Annotated in this window: 19 protein-coding genes and 1 riboswitch; of the genes, 11 read left to right on the forward strand and 8 right to left on the reverse strand. The window is 63.4% G+C overall.

Annotation, left to right across the window (positions count from 1 at the left end; all coding sequences use genetic code 11):
* Positions 1-8 precede the first annotated feature (8 nt).
* From dapD to O3300_RS08395, 6 genes are all read left to right on the forward strand, one after another.
* Complete coding sequence (gene dapD / locus O3300_RS08370; RefSeq protein ID WP_070282206.1) at positions 9-836, forward strand: 2,3,4,5-tetrahydropyridine-2,6-dicarboxylate N-succinyltransferase; 828 nt, start codon at positions 9-11, stop codon at positions 834-836.
* A gap of 122 nt (positions 837-958) precedes the next feature.
* Positions 959-2,506, forward strand: a complete 1,548-nt coding sequence (locus O3300_RS08375; RefSeq protein ID WP_305052686.1) for an FAD-dependent oxidoreductase — start codon at positions 959-961, stop codon at positions 2,504-2,506.
* Positions 2,507-2,640: 134 nt separating this feature from the next.
* The gene (locus tag O3300_RS08380; protein ID WP_305052687.1) at positions 2,641-2,997 is read left to right on the forward strand and encodes an ArsC family reductase; all 357 of its coding nucleotides are present in this window, start codon (positions 2,641-2,643) and stop codon (positions 2,995-2,997) included.
* Positions 2,998-3,045: 48 nt separating this feature from the next.
* On the forward strand, positions 3,046-4,182 hold the full coding sequence (dapE, locus tag O3300_RS08385) for a succinyl-diaminopimelate desuccinylase (RefSeq protein ID WP_305052688.1): 1,137 nt from the start codon (positions 3,046-3,048) through the stop codon (positions 4,180-4,182).
* 56 nt (positions 4,183-4,238) lie between these two features.
* Positions 4,239-5,129: a 50S ribosomal protein L3 N(5)-glutamine methyltransferase gene (prmB, locus tag O3300_RS08390; protein WP_099667205.1), complete on the forward strand. Its 891-nt coding sequence runs from the start codon at positions 4,239-4,241 to the stop codon at positions 5,127-5,129.
* A gap of 48 nt (positions 5,130-5,177) precedes the next feature.
* Positions 5,178-7,175, forward strand: a complete 1,998-nt coding sequence (locus O3300_RS08395; RefSeq protein ID WP_289897235.1) for an ATP-binding cassette domain-containing protein — start codon at positions 5,178-5,180, stop codon at positions 7,173-7,175.
* A gap of 39 nt (positions 7,176-7,214) precedes the next feature.
* On the opposite strand, the gene O3300_RS08400 is transcribed toward O3300_RS08395, so the two are convergent.
* A complete protein-coding gene (locus O3300_RS08400; protein WP_077406904.1) occupies positions 7,215-7,697 on the reverse strand; it encodes a chemotaxis protein CheW in 483 nt (160 codons plus the stop codon).
* Positions 7,698-7,893: 196 nt separating this feature from the next.
* On the opposite strand from O3300_RS08400, the gene arfB reads away from it, so the two are divergent.
* Positions 7,894-8,292: an alternative ribosome rescue aminoacyl-tRNA hydrolase ArfB gene (arfB, locus tag O3300_RS08405; protein ID WP_034779396.1), complete on the forward strand. Its 399-nt coding sequence runs from the start codon at positions 7,894-7,896 to the stop codon at positions 8,290-8,292.
* Here arfB and O3300_RS08410 read toward each other — a convergent pair whose 3' ends face one another.
* Both O3300_RS08410 and O3300_RS08415 read right to left on the reverse strand, forming a co-directional pair.
* Complete coding sequence (locus O3300_RS08410) at positions 8,293-10,152, reverse strand: flagellar assembly protein A (protein ID WP_305052689.1); 1,860 nt, start codon at positions 10,150-10,152, stop codon at positions 8,293-8,295.
* A 159-nt stretch (positions 10,153-10,311) separates the two neighbouring features.
* Positions 10,312-10,701: a hypothetical protein gene (locus O3300_RS08415; protein ID WP_099378341.1), complete on the reverse strand. Its 390-nt coding sequence runs from the start codon at positions 10,699-10,701 to the stop codon at positions 10,312-10,314.
* Positions 10,702-10,965: 264 nt separating this feature from the next.
* On the opposite strand from O3300_RS08415, the gene ompR reads away from it, so the two are divergent.
* Positions 10,966-11,667: a two-component system response regulator OmpR gene (gene ompR / locus O3300_RS08420; RefSeq protein WP_223278807.1), complete on the forward strand. Its 702-nt coding sequence runs from the start codon at positions 10,966-10,968 to the stop codon at positions 11,665-11,667.
* Between the two features lie 13 nt (positions 11,668-11,680).
* Positions 11,681-13,039, forward strand: coding sequence for a sensor histidine kinase (locus O3300_RS08425; RefSeq protein ID WP_077406916.1), 1,359 nt, complete (start codon positions 11,681-11,683; stop codon positions 13,037-13,039).
* A gap of 38 nt (positions 13,040-13,077) precedes the next feature.
* Here the strand turns inward: O3300_RS08425 and O3300_RS08430 are convergent, their stop codons facing one another.
* Both O3300_RS08430 and O3300_RS08435 read right to left on the reverse strand, forming a co-directional pair.
* Positions 13,078-13,557, reverse strand: coding sequence for an Imm26 family immunity protein (locus O3300_RS08430; protein WP_099667202.1), 480 nt, complete (start codon positions 13,555-13,557; stop codon positions 13,078-13,080).
* A gap of 125 nt (positions 13,558-13,682) precedes the next feature.
* Positions 13,683-13,988 carry a hypothetical protein gene (locus O3300_RS08435; RefSeq protein ID WP_034750230.1) on the reverse strand — a complete coding sequence of 102 codons (306 nt, stop codon included), beginning with the start codon at positions 13,986-13,988 and terminating at the stop codon, positions 13,683-13,685.
* A gap of 142 nt (positions 13,989-14,130) precedes the next feature.
* On the opposite strand from O3300_RS08435, the gene O3300_RS08440 reads away from it, so the two are divergent.
* A complete protein-coding gene (locus tag O3300_RS08440) occupies positions 14,131-15,288 on the forward strand; it encodes an iron-containing alcohol dehydrogenase (RefSeq protein ID WP_099667201.1) in 1,158 nt (385 codons plus the stop codon).
* 79 nt (positions 15,289-15,367) lie between these two features.
* Positions 15,368-15,465, forward strand: a riboswitch (TPP riboswitch).
* A gap of 87 nt (positions 15,466-15,552) precedes the next feature.
* Complete coding sequence (locus O3300_RS08445) at positions 15,553-17,700, forward strand: TonB-dependent siderophore receptor (protein ID WP_305052690.1); 2,148 nt, start codon at positions 15,553-15,555, stop codon at positions 17,698-17,700.
* Here O3300_RS08445 and O3300_RS08450 read toward each other — a convergent pair.
* The 3 genes from O3300_RS08450 to O3300_RS08460 form a co-directional block, all read right to left on the reverse strand.
* On the reverse strand, positions 17,697-18,245 hold the full coding sequence (locus O3300_RS08450) for an ATP-binding protein (RefSeq protein ID WP_305053141.1): 549 nt from the start codon (positions 18,243-18,245) through the stop codon (positions 17,697-17,699). The two genes, O3300_RS08445 and O3300_RS08450, sit on opposite strands and share 4 nt — an antisense overlap.
* Positions 18,245-18,856 (reverse strand): nicotinamide riboside transporter PnuC, encoded by a 612-nt coding sequence (gene pnuC / locus O3300_RS08455; RefSeq protein ID WP_099667198.1) that lies wholly within the window; start codon positions 18,854-18,856, stop codon positions 18,245-18,247. The genes O3300_RS08450 and pnuC overlap by 1 nt, the downstream gene beginning before the upstream one ends.
* An 86-nt stretch (positions 18,857-18,942) precedes the next feature.
* A complete protein-coding gene (locus tag O3300_RS08460) occupies positions 18,943-19,461 on the reverse strand; it encodes a DUF2867 domain-containing protein (protein WP_289910771.1) in 519 nt (172 codons plus the stop codon).
* Positions 19,462-19,463: the final 2 nt, after the last annotated feature.

The raw sequence follows: 19,463 nt of genomic DNA on the forward strand, positions 1-19,463 counted from the left end.
ACATCATCATGAGCCAACAACTGCAAAACATCATCGACCAGGCCTGGGAAAACCGCGCCGAGATCAATCCGGGCAACGGCACGGCCGAACTGCGCGACGCCGTCTCCCACGTCATCAATGGCCTGGACAACGGCAGCATCCGCGTGGCGGAAAAAACCTCGGGCGACTGGGTCGTCAACCAGTGGGTCAAGAAAGCCGTGCTGCTGTCGTTCCGCCTGGAAGACAACGTCGTGCTGCCATCGGACGGCACGATGCAGTTCTACGACAAGGTCCCGACCAAGTTCGCCAACTACACCAAGGAAGACTTCGCCAAGGGCGGTTTCCGCGTGGTGCCGCCAGCCGTCGCCCGCCGCGGCAGCTTCATCGCCAAGAACGTCGTGCTGATGCCTTCCTACGTCAACATCGGCGCCTACGTCGATGAAGGCGCCATGGTCGACACCTGGGCCACCGTCGGTTCCTGCGCGCAAATCGGCAAGAACGTCCACCTGTCCGGCGGCGTCGGCATCGGCGGCGTGCTGGAACCGATGCAAGCGAACCCGACCATCATCGAAGACAACTGCTTCATCGGCGCCCGTTCGGAAATCGTCGAAGGCGTGATCGTCGAGGAAAACTCCGTCATCTCGATGGGCGTGTACATCGGCCAGTCGACCAAGATCTACGACCGCGCCACGGGCGAAGTCACCTACGGCCGCGTGCCAGCCGGCTCCGTCGTGGTCTCGGGCAACCTGCCTTCGGAAGACGGCAAGTACTCGCTGTACTGCGCCGTGATCGTCAAGCGCGTGGATGCGAAGACCCGCGCCAAGACCGGCATCAACGAACTCTTGCGCGGCATCTAAATACTGCGCCGCAAGGCGCACGTAGCCCCCTGAATGTCCCGCCCCGGCGGGACATTTTCATTTCCAGATAGCAACTTCAATCGTCGCGCAGCCATCACCCATCCTGTCCTATACTGGATGGCATGAATACTCCTCCCGTATTGATCGTCGGCGCCGGTCCTACCGGCCTCATGCTTGCCTTGCGCCTGGCGCGCCATGGCGTCGATTGCCGCATCATCGATAAAAACAGCGGACCGGGCCAGGCGTCGCGGGCCATGGCCGTGCATGCGCGCACCCTGGAGTTTTACCAGCAGCTGGGCTTTGCCGACGAGCTGGTGCACCTGGGCATCAAGATCAATGCCATGCACATCCACGAAGGCGGCGAGGAGCTGGTGAAACTGGCGCTGGGCGAGATCGGCGAAGGCCTGAGCCCCTATCCTTTCGTGCTGAGCCTGCCCCAGGACGAGCATGAACGCTTTCTTATCAGCAAGCTGGCCGCGGCCGGCGTGCATGTGGAATGGAACGTCACGCTGGACCTGTGGACGCAGGACGATAGCGAAGTGCAAGCCATTCTGCTCAATAATGGCGAACGGCAATATTGCACGTTTAATTATATTTGCGGCTGCGACGGCGCCCGCAGCAAGGTGCGCGAGATCGCCGGCTTCGCGTTCTCCGGCGGCACCTACGACCACCTGTATTACGTGGCCGATGCGCAAGTGGCCGGCAACAACACGGATTTGCACGCCCACCTGGGCGCGAACTCTTTTGCGCTGATGTTGCCCGTGCGCACCAGCGGCATGCAGCGCCTGATCGGCATCCTGCCAGACAAGCCGGAAGGCGCGCCGGCGCCCGTCTTCGACGACGTGCGGGAACAGGTGGAAAGCTTGCTGAATATCCAGGTCGAGCACGTGAACTGGTTTTCCACGTATAAAGTGCATCACCGGGTGGCGGCGCAGTTTCGCGAACGGCGCTGCTTCATCCTCGGCGACGCGGCCCATCTGCACAGCCCCGTGGGCGGCCAGGGCATGAACACGGGCCTGGGCGACGCCGTCAACCTGGCCTGGAAACTGGCGCAAAAGCTGCGGGGACAAAGCAACGACGCCCTGCTCGACACCTATGAAAGCGAGCGCATCGTGTTTGCCCGCAAGCTCGTCGCCACCACCGACCGCGCCTTCCAGGCCATCGTCGCGCAAGGCATCGCCGGGCAATTCCTGCGCCGCTGGCTGGTGCCGCACGCGCTGCCCTTCCTCTCCGGCTTCGGGCGGGCGCGCCGCTTGCTGTTCCGGACCGTGTCGCAAATCCAGATCAGCTATGAAGACAGCGCCCTGTCCGCGGGCCACGCGGAATACTTGCGCGGCGGCGACCGCCTGCCGTGGTTCTCGGACGGCACGCAAGACAATTTCACGGCCCTGCGCAGCATGGACTGGCAATTGCACATCTATGGCGAAGCGGCGCCCGAACTGCTGGACGAAGCGCGCGTGCTGAAACTGCCCGTGCATTGCTACACCTTCAATGTCGCCGCCAAGCTGGCCGGCCTGGGCCGCGACGCAGCCTACCTGGTGCGCCCCGACGGCCACATTGCGCTGGCCCTGCACCTGCAGGAAAGCGGCGCCCTGCGCGCCTTGGCCCTGCGGCTGGGCCTGCATTTCGGTCCGGCCGAATCGGGCAAGGCGGCGCCACGGCCCGTGTAAGGGAAATCACTGGGGCGTGTTGCACTGCCGCATCGACTGTGCATCGACTGTATAATGTCGGCTAACATCGCATATCGCGCCAGCGCAAGCGCCGCGATCAAGCGAACCGCATTCATACCCCCTTAGCCCTACCCATGACGACCATTACACTCTACGGTATCCCCAACTGCGATACCGTCAAAAAGGCCCGCACCTGGCTGGCCGCGCAGCAACTCGATTTCACCTTCCACGACTTCAAGAAGCAGGGCCTGGAACACGCCACCGTCGAGGCGTGGCTGGCGCAATTGCCATGGGACGTGCTGGTCAACAAGAAAGGCACGACGTGGCGCGCCCTGTCCGACGAGCGCAAAGCATCGATCACCGACGCGGCCAGCGCCCTGGAGCTGATGCTGGAAAACCCGTCCATCATCAAGCGCCCCGTACTGGACAAGGATGGCCAGTTCAGCGTGGCGTTTTCGGATGCGCAATACAAGACCCTTTTCTCGCTGTAACCATACTTAGTTGACAACCGGAACGATGTTGCCGGCACGACCTTACCCATGACCACCTCCAAAACCCTTGCCCTGACCGAAAAACTGATCGCCCTGTCCTCGGTCACGCCCGACGACAAGGGCTGCCAGCAGCACCTGATCGACATCCTCACGCCGTTGGGCTTTGTCTGCGAAACGATACAGTCGAACGACGTCACCAATCTGTGGGCGCGCCGCGGCACGACGTCGCCCGTGTTCGTCTTTGCCGGCCATACGGACGTGGTGCCGACCGGCCCCGTCGAGCAATGGCGTTCGCTGCCCTTCATTCCCACGCACCGCGACGGCAAGCTGTACGGCCGTGGCGCGGCCGACATGAAGACCTCGATCGCCGCCATGGTAATTGCCTGCGAGGAATTTATCGCCGCCACGCCCGAGCACACGGGTTCGATCGCCTTTCTGATCACCAGCGACGAGGAAGGCCCGGCCACGGACGGCACCGTCATCGTGTGCGAGCAACTGAAGGCGCGCGGCGAACAGATCGACTATTGCCTGGTGGGCGAGCCGACGTCGAGCGCGCAACTGGGCGACATGATCAAGAACGGCCGCCGCGGTTCGCTGTCGGGCCGTTTGACGATCAAGGGCGTGCAGGGTCACATTGCCTATCCGCACCTGGCAATGAATCCCATCCACGAAGCGGCGCAGGCGCTGGCCGACTTGGTCGAAGAGAAATGGGATGCGGGCAACGAGTATTACTTGCCGACCTCGTGGCAAATGTCGAATATCAACGCGGGCACGGGCGCGAACAACGTGATTCCGGGCGACATGGTGATCGACTTCAATTTCCGCTTTTCCACGGCCAGCACGGCCGAGGGATTGCAGAAACGGGTGCACGCCATCCTCGACCGGCATGACTTGCAATACGATTTGCAGTGGACCCTGAGCGGCCTGCCCTTCCTCACGCCGCGCGGCACCTTGAGCGATGCGCTGTCGGCCGCCATCCTGGAAGAAACGGGCCTCACGACGGAGCTGTCGACCACGGGCGGCACCTCGGATGGCCGGTTTATCGCGCAAATCTGCCCCCAAGTGATAGAATTCGGGCCGCCCAATGCCAGTATTCACAAGATCGACGAGCACATCGAACTGCGCCACATCGATCCCCTGAAGAATATTTACCGGCGCACCCTGGAGCATTTGCTGCCCGTCTGAACCAGAATACCGAGGCCCGTCACGGCGGGCCAGAACACCGTCTTTTCGAGAATGCCATGACCCCGAACCCGTTTTCCACGCCACGCGACCTGCTGCGCTACGCCGTTACCCGTTTTAACACCGCCAAGCTGTTTTTCGGCCACGGCAGCGCCGAAGCGTTCGACGAAGCAGCCTATCTGATCCTGCACACGTTGAAGTTGCCGCTCGACAAGCTCGAACCGTTCCTCGACGCCAAGCTGCTGCCGTCGGAAGTGGCCAGCGTGATGAGCGTCATCGACCGCCGCAGCATCGACCGCGTGCCGGCCGCCTACATCACCAAGGAAGGCTGGCTGGGCACGTACAACTTCTACGTCGACGAGCGCGTGATCGTGCCCCGCTCCTTCATCGCCGAGCTGATCCCTGAATACTTCTCGCCGTGGGTGGCGGAACCGGAAGCCGTGGAAAACATCCTGGAACTGTGCACCGGTTCTGGCTGCCTGGCTATCATGATGGCCGACGCCTTCCCGAACGCCCAGGTCGACGCCGTAGACATTTCCGCCGATGCGCTGGCCGTGGCCAAGCGCAACGTCGACACGTACAAATTGCAGGACCGCGTCACCCTGATCGAATCGGACCTGTACACGAACGTGCCGGCCAAGAAATATGATTTGATCATCAGCAACCCGCCATACGTGAATTCCGCGTCGATGGGCGCCCTGCCCCAGGAATACCTGGCCGAACCGCAAATCGCCCTCGACGGCGGCAGCGACGGCATGGACCTGGTGCGCAAGATCATCGCCGGCGCGGCCGAGCGCCTGACGGATGACGGCATCCTGATGATTGAAATCGGCAACGAACGCGCATACGCGGAAGCGGCCTTCGGCGAGCTGGGCCTGACCTGGCTGACGACGAGCGCAGGCGACGACATGGTCTTCCTGCTGACGGCCGAGCAGCTCAAGCTGGTATAAGCGCTGGCGTCAGCGCGCAGCGCCTTAATTTACAACACAAAGAAAAAAATGATACGTTTCCTACAAGTAAGCCTGATGCGCGGCATCAAACCGTTGCTCGAACAAGTCGATGTCACCCTCAATCCGGGCGACAAGATCGGCCTGATCGGCGCCAATGGCGCGGGCAAATCGAGCCTGTTCGCCATGATGCGTGGCGAATTGCACCCTGACCAGGGCGAGATCGATTTCCCGGCCAAGTGGCGCGTGGCTTACGTGGCGCAGGAAACGCCGCCGCTGGACCGTGCCGCGCTCGACTATGCGATCGACGGCGACGTCACCCTGCGCAAACTGGAAGCGGAACTGGCGCGCCTGGAGTCGGAGCCTGCCACGTCGGAAAACGGTATCGCCATCGGCGAAATCTACAGCGCCATGGCCGATGCCGACGCGTATACCGTGCAATCGCGCGGCGAGCAATTGCTGCTGGGCCTGGGCTTCACCCTGGACCAGATGCAGCAACCGGTGGCCAGTTTCTCCGGCGGCTGGCGCATGCGTCTGAACCTGGCGCAAGCGCTGATGTGCCCGTCCGACCTGCTGCTGCTCGATGAACCGACCAACCACTTGGATCTGGACGCCATCATCTGGCTGGAAGACTGGCTCAAGCGTTACGCCGGCACCTTGCTGATCATTTCCCATGACCGCGACTTCCTCGACGAAGTCGTCAACGTGGTCGTGCATATCGACGAGCGCAAGCTGAAACGCTACTCGGGCAACTATTCGAGCTTCGAGCGCCAACGCGCGGCGCAGATGATCCTGGCCGCCGGCGCGCTGGAAAAGCAGCAGCGCAAGCGCGCCCACCTGGAATCGTTCGTGAACCGCTTCAAGGCGCAAGCATCCAAGGCCCGCCAGGCGCAAAGCCGCATGAAGGCGCTGGCGAAGATGGAAGAACTGGCGCCACTGCGCGCCGCCGCCGAATTCTCGTTCGAATTCCGCGAGCCGCTGTCGGCTCCGAACCCGCTGCTGGTGATGGAAGACGTCGATGCGGGCTACAAGATCGAGAACGAAGCGACGGGCGAAATCACGCATAAAACCATCGTCAACGGCATCAAGTTTTCGCTGCAGATCGGCCAGCGCATCGGCTTGCTGGGCCAGAATGGCGCCGGCAAATCGACCCTGATCAAGACCATCGCCGGCGAACTGATGCCGCTGACGGGCGACGCCACCATGGGCAAGGGCTTGAACATCGGCTACTTCGCCCAGCACCAGGTGGAAATGCTGCGCCACGACGAATCGCCGCTGTGGCATCTGGCGAAGATCGCCCCGACCGTGCGCGAGCAGGAACTGCGCAACTTCCTCGGCGGCTTCAACTTCCCCGGCAACATGGTCACCGCCTCGATCGCACCGTTCTCGGGCGGCGAAAAAGCCCGTCTGGCGCTGGCCCTGATCGTCTGGCAGCGTCCGAACCTGCTGCTGCTCGATGAACCGACCAACCATCTGGATCTGGAAACGCGCGAAGCGCTGACGGAAGCGCTGGCCCAGTTCGAAGGCACGCTGGTCGTCGTTTCCCATGATCGCCACTTGCTGCGCGCCACCACCGACGAATTCATCATCGTTGCCGACGGCAAGCTGCAACCGTTCGACGGCGACCTGGACGACTACAAGGATTGGCTGTTCAAGACCAAGCTGGGCAAAGGCACGGACGTGCTGCCGGCCGCCGGCAAGGCCAACAAGACGGACTTCCCCGTGACGTCTTCCGTACCTTCGCCGGTAGCTGCCGCCCCTGCCGCGCCCGTGCGCGACAAGCGCAAGGAAGCGGAAGAGCGCCAGAAAACAGCCGCCCTGCGCAAGCCGATCGAAAACAAGATCAAGCGCCAGGAAGAGCAGATCGCCAAGCGCAATGCGCAAAAGGCGGAAACCGACGCCAAGCTGGGCGAGCCGACCATCTACGACGCGGCCAACAAGGCCAAGCTGAAGCAATTGCTGGCCGACCAGACCTTCTTCACCAAGGACCTGGCGCAGCTGGAAGCGGAATGGCTGGACTTGCAAGATCAACTCGAAAAGCTCGGTTAAGCAAGTAGCGACAAAAGACGACTTCCGGGTCGTCTTTTTTTATGCCGCCTGCATGGGGCTGGGGCTGCGGATCGCCATCAGGCGGTCGATGTCGACGAGGATCAATCGGCGACCCGCCACTGTGCCCAGGCCCAGCAGGTAATCGGCTTCCGTCTCGCCCAGGCCGGGCACGGCGGCGATGTCGGCGGGCGCCAGGCTGACGATATCGGTGACGCCATCGACCACCATGCCCATCACGCCATTGCTCAGCTGCAGGATGATCACGTCGGTGGCCGGGTCGGGTGCGCCGTGGGCGCTGCCGAACGCGGCGCGCATGTCGACGATGGGAATGATCACGCCCCGCGAGACGGCCACGCTGTGCAGCACTTCCCCTTCCGAGGAAAAACGGTCGAGTTCCTTCAGGGGGCGCAATTCCCGCACGCAACGGTAATCGAGGCCGTATTCCAGGCCGCCCAGCCGGAAGCTCAAGTACTGCGTCAGGTATTGCGCGGTTGCGGCGCCAGGCGTGGTCGTGGGCTGCATGGTGTTCCTTTCATCCGGTAAGCGCTGCCAGGATGCGCAGTGGCGCAACGTTGGCCCCATGCTAACCAGCATCGCCGCAGGCGGCGTTGAGAAAACTCAACTTTCCCGGAAGGCCAGCCTGACCTCGGCGCCCCGCCTTGCGCCGGCGCAGCCATCTTCCCTTACAATACCCACATCATCCCCCAACAGGCAGGCCATGCAACACCTCGTCAACCCCGCTGAAGTTGAATTTTCCGCCATCCGCGCCCAGGGCCCGGGCGGGCAGAACGTCAACAAGGTGTCCAGCGCCATCCATTTGCGCTTCCCCATCGCCGCCTCGTCGCTGCCGGAAGCGTACAAGGAACGGCTGCTGGCCCTGCGCGACAGCCGCATCAGCAAGGATGGCGTGCTGGTGCTCAAGGCGCAGCAGTCGCGCAGCCAGGAGCAGAACAAGGAAGAGGCATTGCGGCGCTTGCAGGAAATCATCGACAGCGTGACTTTCCTGCCCGCCGTGCGCCGCGCCACCAAGCCCACGCGCAGCTCGCAGCGGCGCCGCCTCGACAGCAAGAGCACGCACAGCGTCCTCAAGCAATCCCGCGGCAAAGTTATCGACTGATCAGAGTGGCGGCTGGTAGGTCCAGTCCAGGCTGCCCGTGCTGTCCGCGAACACGGGCTGCGTGGCCGGCGTGGCGCTGCGCAGCAAGGCCTTGATTTCCTTCGGCGGCCGGTCGTAGACCTTGGCCGGTCCGGGCGGCACGACGAGGGCGCGCACCGTCGTCTCGCCATCGACGAGGCCCAGGGTGCAGCGCGACTGGCCCGCCGTCGCCTGCCGCTCCTGGCGCAATTGTTCCACCAGCGCCAGCATCTGCGCGTGCAGGATTTCCGACTGTTTCACTTCCACGCGCAGCCGCGCCACCTCCTTCAGCACGGGAGCGATGCGCGCGGCCAGCTTGTCGTACTGCAGCTGCTGCGTTGGCTGCAGCTGCAATTCGCCGCGCCGCAGCTGGCCCGCCAGGGTCAGGTAGTTGCGCACCTCGGGCAATTGCGCGATGGCATCGATTTCCTGCTGGCGCTTGTGCTGCACCTGCAGGAATTGCGCCGCCTTCGCCAGGCTTTCCCCGATCTTTTGCTCCAGCGCGCTCAAGTCGGGCACGAGGGGGAACAGCAGCATTTCCACCTGCCTGCGGGGACCGGCGCTGCCGATGCGGATGGTGCGCGCCGCCACGGCGCAGCCTTCGGCCAGTTCGATGACGACCTCGTCGGCGATGATCTCGCAATTGCTGGCGCTGTCGATCACCACGCGCGTGCCGGCGATGACGCAGCTTTCGGCCCGCTTCACGTGCACTTCGCCGCTCAGCGCCTGCAGCACGGAACCGGAGGCGACGCCCTCGACGCGCACGTCGCCGTGTTCGTTGAAGGCCGTGCCGCCCACCAGGTTGCGCTTGAGCCATATCAACCCGCCATGCGAGTGCAGATGGCCATACACGTCGCCATGGATGGTGATGTCGCTGCCGTCGAGCTGGCGCTGCTCCTGCACTTCGCCGTACTCCTCGTAGGCGGCGCGCAGCTTCAGATTGCCCGTGGTGCGGCTGCTGACGCCTTCGCGGCTGACGATCTTGTTTTCGATCGACATCTTGCCGTGCTCATCAACATTCACATAGCCATCCATGGTGGCGACGACGAAAGCGCCATCGCTGAAATACTCGACCGACGTGCCTGGCCCCGCCACCGCAGCCAGGTCCAGCTCCAGCGGCGCGGGCGGCGGCAGCGCCTTGCCGGCCAGGTCATAGCCAGGCAAGCCGGGCGTGCCCGGCAGCAGGCGCAGCAGGCGCGCGTGCTTTTTCACTTGCGGGAAGCGGTTCTTGAAGCTGAGCAAATCCAGGCGGCCATCGGAGCGTTCGCGCGGCGCATCGTCGCGGTGGATGCCTTGCGACACTTCGACCAGCTGGGCGTCGCGCCCCGGCTGCGGCGGCAGCACCCGCGCCACCGTGATGCGCTCGGCCTTGCCGCTGGCGAGCATGGCGCGCACGGCCACGCTATCGATGCCGTAGTGCACGCCCTTGCACCACAAGTCAGCCACCAGCTCGTCAAACTCGCGGCGCGCCGGCGCCTGGCCATCCGCGTCGGCAGGCAAGGTTTCAAAATAAAACTCGGCGCTGTCGCCCCGGATCTTGACCTGTTTATACAGGGCGCGGCGCTGGGGCGGGAATGGCGCCACGCGCACGGCGATGCGCAGCAAGGCGTCGCCCTTGGGCGCGGCGCGGGGTGCGGGGGCATGGAACAGGGTCAGCAGGAACAAACCGTAATCGAGACCCGCCAGCAACTGCCCCGACTGGAACAGCTGGTCGACGGCGGCGCGCAGCTGCGCCGGCGCCAGCGACAGGTCCAGGAACACGCCCTCGTCGCGCTGGACCAGGCCGTGCGGCAAGCCGCCTGCGGGGACCGCATCCGGAACGGGTGTGTCGTCGTCGCTCACGCCTTGCCTCCCCCAGCAGCCATTTCAAAGAATTGCCTCCGTGCACTAGAACAATATCACGGGGCGGGGCCGTGTGCCTGACTGAGCAACAATGCATGCGACCAGATGCAAACAGGGCCATGTCTTGCGAGATGGCCCTGTCGGAGGGGGGATGGCTGCCTAGCGGCGCGGCGGGTTGGAATAGATATCCTGGCCCACTTCGTTGATCTGGCGGCGCAGGTCGCGCCGTTCGTCGGGCGTCATGCGGCCCGTGCGGCGCGAAGCGTCGGCGCCTTCGTTGGCGCGGCGCTGCTCTTCGGCGCGCGTGTCGAAACTGCGTGCGTCACGCTGTTCGCGCAGTCGCGTATCATTGCTGCTGGTGCGCTGTACCTGTTCATACCGCTGAGCCTGCATTTGCTGCTGGTCGTCACGGCGTGGCGGCGGCTGGTTTTGCGCTGACGCCAGGCTGGCGGCAAACACGGAGCAAACGGCAAATGCGGACAGCACAGTTGTACGTGCGGCAATAGCTGCGCTGGGAGCGGCGTGAATTTTTTTAGTAAAGATATTCATTGAGTTCCTCTTCCGCGATGCCGTATAAACTTAAAGCTGATTTCCACTGTGGCCCCAGTGTATGATGCTTTACACGGTGCAGTAAGAGTAATTGGGTAAAGTTTGTAACACTTTGTAATGGGTCGCCACAGCCCCTTGCCGACGCCGCGCGAGGCGTTACTATAGCAACTAATATAAGATAACACGACACCCTAAATGACCACAACCTCCACTTCCGGCAGCAACACACCAACGCAATCGATCCACGGCCACCAGGCAAAAATCATGGTGGTCGATGACGATGTGCGCCTGCGCGACCTGCTGCGCCGCTACCTGACCGAACAGGGTTTCAATGTCTTTACGGCAGAGAGCGCGACGGCCATGAACAAGCTGTGGCTGCGCGAACGCTACGACCTGCTGGTGCTCGACCTGATGCTGCCGGGCGAAGACGGCCTGTCGATCTGCCGCCGCCTGCGCGGCGCGGGCGACCAGACGCCGATCATCATGCTGACGGCCAAGGGCGAAGACGTGGACCGCATCGTGGGCCTGGAAATGGGTGCCGACGATTACCTGCCGAAACCGTTCAATCCGCGCGAGCTGGTGGCCCGCATCGGCGCCGTGCTGCGCCGCAAGGGTCCCGATGAAATCCCGGGCGCGCCGTCGGAAACGCCGCAAACCTTCGAATTCGGCGACTTCGTGCTGGACCTGGGCACGCGTACCCTGAAAAAGAATGGCGAAACGGTGCCCCTGACCACGGGCGAGTTTTCCGTGCTGAAAGTGTTTGCCCGCCATGCGCGCCAGCCCCTGTCGCGCGAAAAACTGATGGAACTGGCGCGCGGCCGCGAATACGAAGTGTTCGACCGCAGCCTGGACGTGCAAATCTCGCGCCTGCGCAAGCTGATCGAGCCAGATCCGTCGAGCCCGCTGTTCATCCAGACCGTGTGGGGCCTCGGCTACGTCTTCATCCCGGACGGACAGCCGCGCTGATCGCTGGCGAGGCATGATGAAGCTTTTTCCCGATATCAGCCTGGCGCGGCTGAAAAGCGGCTTGTTCTGGCGCACCTTTTTGCTGCTCGGCACCTTGACCACGGTCAGCATGATCGCGTGGTTCAGCATGATCTCCTTCATCCAGCGCGAGCCGCAGGCGCAGCAGATTTCCGCCCAGATCATTTCCGTCGTCACCATCACGCATGCGGCCTTGACGCACTCGGCGCCCGAACTGCGGCGCGAGCTGCTGTTCGACCTCGTCAGCAATGAAGGCATCCGCATCTTCTCGCTGGAAGAAGACGACCGCATCGAGCCGCCGCCCGACAATTACCTGATGCCCGACATCGAGGCGCTGGTGAAGGCCAAGCTGGGCAAGGACACGCGCTTTTCCGCGCGCGTCAACGGCGTGGCCGGCTTCTGGGTCAGCTTCAAGATCGACGACGACGAGTACTGGCTGATGCTGGACCGCGAGCGCCTGCGCGGCCTGACGGGCTTCCAGTGGCTGGGCTGGGCCAGCCTCGTGTCCCTGCTGTCCCTGCTGGGCGCGGCCATCATTTCCAGCCTGATCAATCTGCCGCTGTCGCGCTTGACGGCGGCCGCGCGCGACATCGCCAAGGGCAAGCAGCCGGCGCCGCTGCCGGAAAAGGGGCCGATCGAAATCATCGAGGCGAACCGCAGCTTCAACCAGATGGTCGACGACCTGAAACAGGTGGAATCGGACCGCGCCGTGATCCTGGCGGGCATTTCGCACGACTTGCGCACGCCGCTGGCGCGCATGCAGCTGGAAGTGGAAATGGCGAACCTGTCGGACGAGGCGCGCGAAGGCATCCAGTCCGATATCGGGCAAATGGACGCCATCATCGGCCAGTTCCTCGACTATGCCAGGCCGACGGAGGCGTCGAGCTTTACCGACGTCGACCTCAGCGGTTTGCTCAACGACATGACGCGCGAAGCGATGCGCCTGCCGGATGTGAAGATCAACGCCAGCATCGCCGACGGCGCGCATGCGATGGGCAATCCCACGGACCTGCGCCGCGTGCTGAACAACCTGATCGAGAATGCGCGCCGCTATGGCAAGACGCCGGACAGCGACGTGACGGAAATCGACATCGCCTGCCAGGTGCGCACCAGCCACGGCGCGAAAAAGGTGATCATCGAGGTGCAGGACCACGGCACGGGCGTGCCGGCGGAAAAGATCGAGCAGCTGATGAAGCCGTTCACCCGCCTCGACACGGCGCGTGGTCAGGCCAATGGCGCAGGCTTAGGTCTGGCCATCGTCGACCGCGTACTGCTGCGCCATGGCGCCGAATTGCAAGTGCGCAACCGCGAAGGCGGCGGCCTCGCGTTTCAGATCAGCTTGCCAGCGGCATAACCGAACGGGAACGGTACAGCTGTGCCGTTCCCTGCCGCTCAGGCGGACGCCTGTTCCTGCGCCAGCAATTTATTCATCAACAATTCCGTCGCCCCATAGCCGTACAGGGAATCGCTTTCCATGCCCGGCGTATCGAAGGGAATCGATTCCTCGCGGTTCAGCTTGGCAGGGTCGGCATCCGCATAGCTGGCGCGCCAGGCGCGCTGCAAGGATTCATTGCGGCGGATAAAGGCCGGCATGGGCCAGGCGTCGCGCTCCCAGTGGCGGCTGTCGCCCAGCAGGGGCCAGCGCTCGTTGAGCAGGGCCATGTCGCCCGTGCGCAGGCGGCGCACGGCCTGTTCCGGGCGCAAGCCTTCCAGCTCTTCCAGCGTGGGCAAGCTGTCGCGCTTCGGCCCGAACATATACGCCAGCATGATGCGCCCGGCAGGCGCCCTGCGCGCCACCACGCCGACGGCATAGCCGCCGCCCGGCAAGGGCACGGCAAACCAGCTGCCTTCTCGGTATGGTAATGATCTCATTTCTTGAAGCCCCCTGAAATACACCGGACAGCCGCTGCTATCCGACGTTAAATTTAATTAGGGGCACAGTCTACGCGAAGCGATGCGAAAGTGGCGCATGGTACGCCACAGCAACAAACCAATAGTTACAATATTTTCTCGTCATAGTGATACTGGGCAACAATCGGCCCCGCCTTGAACAGCGCTTCCTTCATGGCCGTGTCCAGGCGCGCGTCGCGGCGGCGCATCCATTCGAGCAGCATGGCCGCTTCCTTGCGGCTGGTGTCGCCCGCGTGCGCGAGCACGCGGCGCAGTTCCGGGTCCGTGCACGCCTCGAAACGCTGGCTGTTCAAGTCCAGCGCCTGCAGTGCGGCGATGGTGGCGCCGATGGCGCGGTGCATGTCGAGCGCGGTGGCCGGCAAGCCGGATTCTTCCAGTGGGACGGTGGTCATGCGCATTCCTTTTCGCGTGGTGGTGACATCGGCTGCATTCTCCACCGCGCGGACGAAAAGCTCAAGCGTCCACGGCACGTTTCCACCCATTCGGCCATAATCATGGATCAGCAACAGCCTAAACCTCAGCGGCAGGAGCCCCATGTTCAATTTCGACTTTTACAATCCGACGCAAATCCTTTTCGGCCAGGGCCAGATCGCCGCCATCACGGCGCTGATCCCGCCCCAGGCCAGAGTGCTCATGACGTATGGCGGCGGCAGCATCAAGCAGAACGGCGTCTACGATGAAGTCAAGGCGGCGCTGGCCGGCCATACGGTGCTGGAATTTGCCGGCATCGAACCCAATCCCAGCTATGAAACCCTGATGCAGGCCGTGGCCATGGTGAAAAGCGAGCGCATCGATTTCCTGCTGGCCGTCGGCGGCGGTTCCGTGGTCGATGGCACCAAGTTCATCGCCGCGGCCGCCCTGCACGAAGGCGTGGCCTGGGACATCCTGGCCAAAGGGGGCAAGATCGTCGAAGCCGCCCTGCCCTTCGGCACCGTATTGACCTTGCCGGCCACGGGTTCCGAAATGAATGGCTCGGCCGTGATCACGCGCAAGGCCACGCAAGAAAAGCGCTCGTTCATGAGCCGCAAGGTATATCCTAAATTCTCCGTGCTGGACCCGTCGAAGACGTTCACCTTGCCGCTGCGCCAGGTGGGCAATGGCGTCGTCGATGCGTTTGCGCATGTGATGGAACAGTATTTGACCTACCCTGTGAACGCGTCCGTGCAAGACCGCTTCGCCGAAGGCATTTTATTGACGCTGATCGAAGAAGGCCCGAAAGCCCTGTCGCACCCGGACGACTACGACGTGCGTGCCAACGTGATGTGGAGCGCCACCCTGGCCTTGAACGGCCTGATCGGCGTGGGCGTGCCGCAGGACTGGTCCACGCACGCCATCGGCCACGAATTGACGGCCTTGTACGAGCTCGACCATGCGCAAACCCTGGCCATCATCCTGCCCAGCATGTTGCGCGTGCGCAAACAAGCCAAGCGCGCCAAGCTGCTGCAATACGCGGCCCGCGTGTGGGGCCTGGACGGCGGCGACGAGGATGGCCGCATCGAAGCCGCCATCGCGCGCACGGAATTCTTCTTCCGCCACATGGGCGTCAAGACGCGCCTGGCCGACTACGGCCTCAACCACGCCAGCGTGGACGCCGTCGTGTCCGCCCTGGAAGCGCACGGCATGACGGCCCTGGGCGAACAGCGCGAAGTGACGCCCGCCGTCAGCCGCAAGGTGCTGGAACTCAGTCTGTAGCTCAGTTTACAAATTCCAGCCACACTGTTGTAAAACGGTCAGCCGGGTGGGACAGCTGGCCGTGGTTCATGCTAAGCTGTCATTTCGCTAGGGGTCCTGGAGCAGTAATCCGGGTGAGAGATACCCTTCGTACCTGATCTGGATAATGCCAGCGAAGGAAAGCGCAAAGTACCTCCCTCCTTTGATAGCTCCTGCGTTGGCGCCAGCCGAACAAGCAGCCTGCCGTGCTCTTTTTACAGAGACGGCTTGAACCACGAGCAATCTATGTCCACACCGAATTTATCTGTTTCTGTATTGACCCTGGCCATCCTGCACGCGTTTGCCGCGCCCGCCCTGGCTTCCGACGCAGCCGACCCGCAGGCGCAAAGCATGGCCGAAGTCGTCGTCACGGCCAGCAAGGCGCCGGCCGCCAAGCGCGCCTCCGTGGGCGGCTTCAGTGACGCGCCGCTGCTGCAGACGCCGGCATCCGTCACCGTCATTTCGCAAAAAGACATGCAGGACTTGCAGATCCGCAATCTCAGCGATGCCGTCAAGCTCGACACCAGCATCAACGATGCCTACAACGCCGTCGGCTATGCGGAACAGTTTTCCATCCGCGGCTTCAAGCTCGATAACAATTCCAGCTACCGCAAGGATGGCGTGGCCATTCCTGGCGACACGCAAATCCCGCTGGAAAACAAGGAACGCATCGAAGTGCTGAAGGGCCTGGCCGGCTTGCAGGCAGGCGTGGCCGCGCCGGGCGGCGTGATCGACTTCATCGTCAAGCGCCCCACCGCCGCCCCGCTGCGCACGGTCACCGTGGAAACGCGCGAGCGCGGCACCGTATACGGCGCCATCGACCTGGGCGGCCGCCTGGAAGACACGCGCTTCGGCTACCGCGTCAACGTGGCCGCCGAGCGCCTGCGCTCCTACATCAAGGGCGCGGACGGCAACCGCAAGTTCATTTCCGGCGCCTTCGACTGGCAGATTTCGCCGCAAGCCCTGCTGCAAATCGATGCCGACTACCAGGACAAGGCGCAGGCCACGGCGCCCGGCTTCCAGCTGCTGAACAATAAAACCTTGCCGACCGGCATCAGCGCCGACGCCATGCTCAACCTGCAGCCGTGGACGCGCCCCGTGGAAACCGTCACCAGCAATCTCGGCCTGCGCTTCCAGTACGCGTTCAATGACGACTGGCATGCCACCCTGTCGGCCAACCAGCACTCGTTCAAGCGCGACGACTACACGGCCTTCCCGTATGGCTGCAGCGCGCAAGACCTGTACCCCGGCTTCTGCGGCAATGGCGACTTCGACGTGTATGACTACCGCAGCCTGGGCGAGACGAAAAAACCGCTGAGCGCGCAAGCCATGATCCAGGGCAAGTTCGCCACCGGTTCCCTGCGCCATGAATTCACGGCCGGCGTCTCGACCTTCCGCCGCAAGGACCGCGCCGGCCTGTACGTGTACGACTGGGCCGGCGTGAGCAACATCTACCGCCCGCAGATCGTCGACATGTCGACGGGCGTGCAAGGCCCCGTACGCCTGGTGCGCAAGGACACGGAAAACTCCGTCTTCGTGCAGGACATCGTCAGCCTGGCGCCGAACTGGAAGCTGCATGGCGGCTTGCGCCATATCAATGTCGACGGCTACCAGTATGTACTCAAGGCCGATACGGAAATCCGCGCCAAGCACGATTTCCTGCTGCCCAACGTCTCGCTCGTCTACACCCCGCTCGACAATCTCTCCGTGTATGCGGCCTATTCGCAAGGCATGGAACATGGCGGCACGGCCGACCGCAAGGCGCTCAATGCCAACGTGGAATTGTCGCCCAGCCGCTCGAAGCAGGTCGAACTGGGTGTGAAGATGGATGTGACGCCGGACTTCATGCTGGCGGCCAGCCTGTTCCAGATCCGCAAGGGCCTGGAATTCAACCAGTACGTCGACAACACCGCCTATAACTTCGTGCGCGAAGGCCAGGCCCAGCACCGGGGGCTGGAATTGTCGGCCCAGGGCAAGGCATCGTCCAGCCTGAGCCTGGGCGCGTCCGTGACGGCCCTGAACAGCCAGCAGTCAGGCACGGGCAATGCCGACCTCGACGGCAAGCGCGTGCCCAACGTGCCGGCCTTCAAGGCGGCCGTGCATGCGGATTACGCCGTGCAACAGGTGGCGGGCTTGAGCGTGAATGGCAGCTGGGAGTATGCGGGCAAGAAAGCGTTTGAGTACAGCAACACGACCTTCGTGCCGTCATACAACGTGTTCAACCTGGGCGCCGCGTACGCCACGCGCATCGCCGGCACGCGCGCCGTGCTGCGCGCCACCGTCAACAACGTGGCCGACAAGTTCTACTGGCGCGACGTGACGCCGGAATCGGATGGCTATCTGTATCCGGGCGCCAGCCGCACGTTCAAGGTCTCGGCGCAGTTTGACTTCTAATTGAGGGAAATGACAGGCGCCGCAGCGAGCGCCTGCTGCAGCAAAGGCGCCGCCTGTTCCAGGCGCGCCTCCAGGCTGTCGCGTAGCACGTGGTAGACGATGCCGCGCGCGTCGAGCTCATCGAGCAGGTAGCGGTAGATCAATTGGCGCACGGCTTCCGACTCGCGCTGCAAGCCATCGGCCACCCAGGGGCTGTCGGGTGCCGTGACCAGGGTCAGATCGTACTGCGTGGCATCGGCCAGCGCCGCCAGTTGCGCATCTGCACCGTGAAAATAATGGCGGCTGTACACCACCGTCATCAAGGGCGTCGTGTCGCAAAACAGGAAGTGGCGGGCTTGGGCGGCAGCGGCCGCTTCGCGTTCGACTTGCGTACGCGCAATACCATACTGATCCGCCGCCACGGGCACCCTGCCTTGCGTTTCCACAAACTCGCGTAAATACTCGGGCACCCAGACGCTGCCATAGCGCTCGGCCAGGGCCGCCGCCAGGGTCGACTTGCCCGACGATTCCGCGCCCAGGATGGCCACGCGCACGCAACGCTCCATCACTTGAGGACCATCGCGCTCGGCGCGGCCGGAGCCGACTTTCGCCACGCCAGCAAGCCGATGACGGCCATCACGACGAAGAACGCATACAGCACGGCCGTCAGGGTCAGGCCCTTGTGCACATACAGCCACACGTACAGCACGTCGACGATGATCCAGGCGATCCAGTTTTCCAGTTTCTTGCGCGACAGCAGGAATTGTCCCACCAGGCTGCCTGCCGTGAGGAAACCGTCCGCATGGGGCACGTCCGTGTCCGTCGTCGTCAGCAGCCAGGCGATGAGCAGGAAGCCCACCAGCCAGCCGACGGCGCATGCCAGCCAGCCGCGGCCGTCGAGGCGCGTCACGGGCAGGGTCTTGCCGCCGCTGGCCGGATGCAGCCACTGGTACCAGCCCCAGAACGAGACGCTGATGAACAGCAGTTGCAAGGCCATGTCGCCATACAGGCGCGATTCGAAAAACACGAAACCGTAGGCGGCCGAGGAAATGATGGCGAACAGCCACGCCCAGTGATTCTGGCGGATGTTCAGCGCAACGGTTGTCAATGCCAGGACAAAGGAAATCAGTTCAAGCGGCGTGGTGGCAAAACCCAGCAGGAGAAGCGTATCGTTCATGGGAATCGTGATGAGGCTGGTGGTGCAGTATGCAATACCAGCCATGAATAAGCAAGATTGCCCGCACCGCCAGCCCCCTCCCCCGCTCAGGCAAAGCCGCCCTTGACGGCGCGCGCCAGCGAGCGCTGCACGATCAGCTTGTGGAAGGGCCGGATCACCAGGATGTAGGCGCGCCCCACCCGATTATGGCAATGCACGACGCTGGACATGGTCACGCTGCCATGCCGCCCCGCGTCGCGGTTGCGCAGCACCGACAAACGGAAATCCAGGTGGCTGTCATCCTCGCCCACGATGATTTCATCGTCGCTGACGGCAAAGATGCGGAAGATGCCGATGCGCTTGCCAGGCCTGGCTTCCATCTGCCTGGCCGTCCGGATGCCGAAACGCGCCACGATGGCGTCGCGCACCACCATCAGCTTGCGCGCCCAGCCCGGCTGGCTGCCCAGCAGCACGCGCGCCAGGCTTTCCATGTCCATCTGGCGCGCCTGCGCAGTCGGCAACTCGACGGCATACGCGTCGGCCAAGTGGCTGCCCGGGTACAAGGGGGCGATGCTGGCGCCCGGCGGCAAGGCCACGGCGCGTACCGCATTGTTCATCTCTTGCATGT

The sequence above is a fragment of the Janthinobacterium sp. SUN206 genome, assembly GCF_030587305.1.
GTDB lineage: Bacteria > Pseudomonadota > Gammaproteobacteria > Burkholderiales > Burkholderiaceae_D > Janthinobacterium > Janthinobacterium kumbetense.